1 protein-coding gene is annotated in these 2,804 nt (G+C 47.6%); it reads right to left on the bottom strand.

What is annotated here, in order from left to right; translation table 11 throughout:
* Positions 1 to 206 precede the first annotated feature (206 nt).
* Positions 207 to 2,594 (bottom strand): ATP-binding response regulator, encoded by a 2,388-nt coding sequence (locus IM509_RS07465; protein WP_185237758.1) that lies wholly within the window; start codon positions 2,592 to 2,594, stop codon positions 207 to 209.
* Positions 2,595 to 2,804 lie beyond the last annotated feature (210 nt).

Here is a 2,804-nt window from a genome sequence, read left to right as displayed (position 1 = left end):
TCTTTCCGAAAGTCCTTGACTTGTTTTAGTTTTTCTATTAAGCTCAACATATATTTAAAAAGTTGGCGGTCACTTCTCATTTTACCTGATAGTGATCGCTTTTACTTTTGATATTCTGATGGGAGAATGAAACAGCCCTAGGGATCGGGGGGGGGCAGCTGGGGTGTGGGGTTTTACCGATAGGTTATTGCCCGAATGCTTCGCCCCTACAGGATGCGATCGCCGCTCAAGTGGCGAGAAAAAGCCAGATCAGCAGTCTCGATCACCTTTAATAGCTGTTCGATGCGGTTTTCCGTCGGGGGGGCCAAACAGGGAAAAACGGCTAAACCGGGGATTTGATTGGCTACCTCGGTGACAGCCACATCAAGGGTGACTAGGGGTAAATTAGCGAGGGTTTGCGACTCGCTCAAGGTTTGCAGATAAGAGTATAAATCTTCTGCGATCGAACTATCGATTAAGATAGCGTCCACCTCCCAGACAGTGGCTAAAAGTTCCGCCTGTTCGCAACTATCGGCCTCGATAAAACGATAATTTTCCCGAACTAATTGATTATTCCAAATCCAACTAAAGGAAGATAAATCGGAGAAATTGGGGGCATAATGACCGTGTAAACGCAGCAGAGTCGGAGCAGTGCGCCGTTTTCGGCTAGTAACGGGAGAAACGGTCAGATTTAGGCAAGCTTGCAGAGCAGCCGAGGTGATCGGCGGAACCAGAAAACTATCGGCCCCTTGCTGTTGACTGCGGTTGCGCTCGGAATCGGCGGCGGTGACAATAACTTTTATATCTTTGGTTTGGGGATGGGATTTCAGCAGTGTTAACACATCCCAACCGGACAAGAGGGGGAGATTGGGATTGAGAAAAACACAACGGGGTTTTAACTGACGGGCTTTTTCGATCGCCTCAGTGCCGCTACGGGCGATAATGGCTTTTAATCCCAATTCACTTAAGCGATCGACAAACTGTTCGATCACTTGGGGATTAGCTTCCACCACTAACACCAGACGTTGGGGAGTGGCGGACTCTTGGTCTGCACCTTGGGGATGAACTGGCAGTAGTAAAGTAAATTCACTACCTTCCTGGGCCTTGGAGACAAAAGATAGATCGCCACCGTGACAACGCGCTAATTTTTGGCTGAGGACTAAACCTAAACCTGCGCCCTCAAATTGACGGGTGAAAGGACTTTCTAGCTGTTGGAATTTCTGAAAAATCAGATGCTGGGATTCTTCCGGAATACCGATTCCCGTATCCCAGACGGTAAAAGCCAGCCAATTTTCCCAACGATTGACTTTAATGCCCAAATTACCGCCATCAACGGTAAATTTTACCGCATTATCTAACAAATGCACTAACATCTGTTGTAAACGGGTTTCATCGGCCAGGACATAATCTAACCCCGATTCGATGTCAAGACGATAGCTGCTGGGGAGATCAAGACGTTGGGGATATTTATCGACGATGATATTGTAAACCCGTTGACAGAGGCGATCGATTTTGACTCTAGTTAAAGTTAATTGTAGTTGTCCTGTCTCTAGGCGGGTTAAATCGAGGAGATCATTAACCAAAGCCATTAACTGGCGACCGCTGCGATAGATTAAATCGGCATATTTGGACTGTCGGGGGTTAAGTTCACCGATTTTTTGTTCCCGTAGCAGATTGGAGAGACCGATAACGGCGGTGAGGGGCGATTTAAACTCATGGCTAACACAGGCGAGAAATTCATCCTTAAGACGATTTAAATGGACTAAATCGGCATTTTTAACCGCTAATTCCTGACAATATTGCTGTTGTTCGGTGATATCGGTGGCTAACAGTAACCACAGTCCTGAAGCTTTCTCGATCAAAGGATAATTATCCGTTAAATTTAACGGCGCGGACAACAGGCGCCAAGTCTTGGCTACACCCGATGTCACCGTTTCTAGACGCTGGGGAAACAGGGGGGGAGTAGGGGATGGGAGGGTTAAGGGGTCATTAACCAAAGCAAAGGGAGATTTATCAATATTAGCTGGGAAAGCTGCCCCGATTTGTTGACACCAAGCCTGATTTTGATATAAAATCCCTGCTTCTGGACTGTAGAGCAGCAGCGGCAGCGGTAATTGTTCCAGAAATTCCAGAGGATGATCGCTGCGGGGGGGGAAATTGCGATCGCTGATGCGGGGCTGGGGAGGGGGATCATCAAGAATCGAGCCCCCGAGACAAAATTGGAGAAGTTTGCCGGTGTCTAAACGTCCTAACAGTTTGCCCTGAGCATCCACTAAAATAGGGGCTTTTGCGATCGCTTCTCCCCTCAGGGTGGCCAGAAACTCACTCACGGCCATGCGCGAGTTCAGAGGGATAATCGGACGCAGCCAACCGCTCAGATCCAGACAGTTGGGGGAGGGGTTTCTGATTTCGGGATGCTGTTGTTGATAGAGGAGGTAAGCGATCAGGGCTTGACTCTCAATCAGTCCTAGGGGACAATACCGCTCATCCACCACCACGATCACTTCTGGATTGCCCGTATTAATTAAATCGCAAAGACTGGCCCGGTCAACAATTAATTCACAGGTAGTGACGGATTGATTAAAGTGATGGAGGCTGAGGGTAACGCTAGGCATGGGGATAATTGGGGGGCGGTGGCGGTAACTTTAGGGCATAATTAACAAACTGATGGCCAAACTATTAGTAGGGAGCATCTCACCTTTGCAATGAGCATAAATACTTAGTAGAAAAATAGGCTTTTCGAGGGTAATTCTTGTTTTAATTCTCCATGTACGCGGTCTTTAAAAGCCTCTATTTCGTTCCAAGACACGATTAAGAGTGGCTTT

Origin of the sequence: Microcystis sp. M31BS1 (assembly GCF_020245285.1) — a bacterium.
GTDB classification, from domain to species: domain Bacteria; phylum Cyanobacteriota; class Cyanobacteriia; order Cyanobacteriales; family Microcystaceae; genus Microcystis; species Microcystis panniformis.
The sequence above is the reverse complement of the archived record's forward strand: the minus strand, read 5'-3'. Positions and strand labels throughout refer to the sequence as shown.

What these genes read in the sequence shown, in the direction of transcription:
- IM509_RS07465 (WP_185237758.1), bottom strand. Translation starts at nt 2,594, where the DNA reads ATGCCTAGCGTTACCCTCAGCCTCCATCACTTTAATCAATCCGTCACT.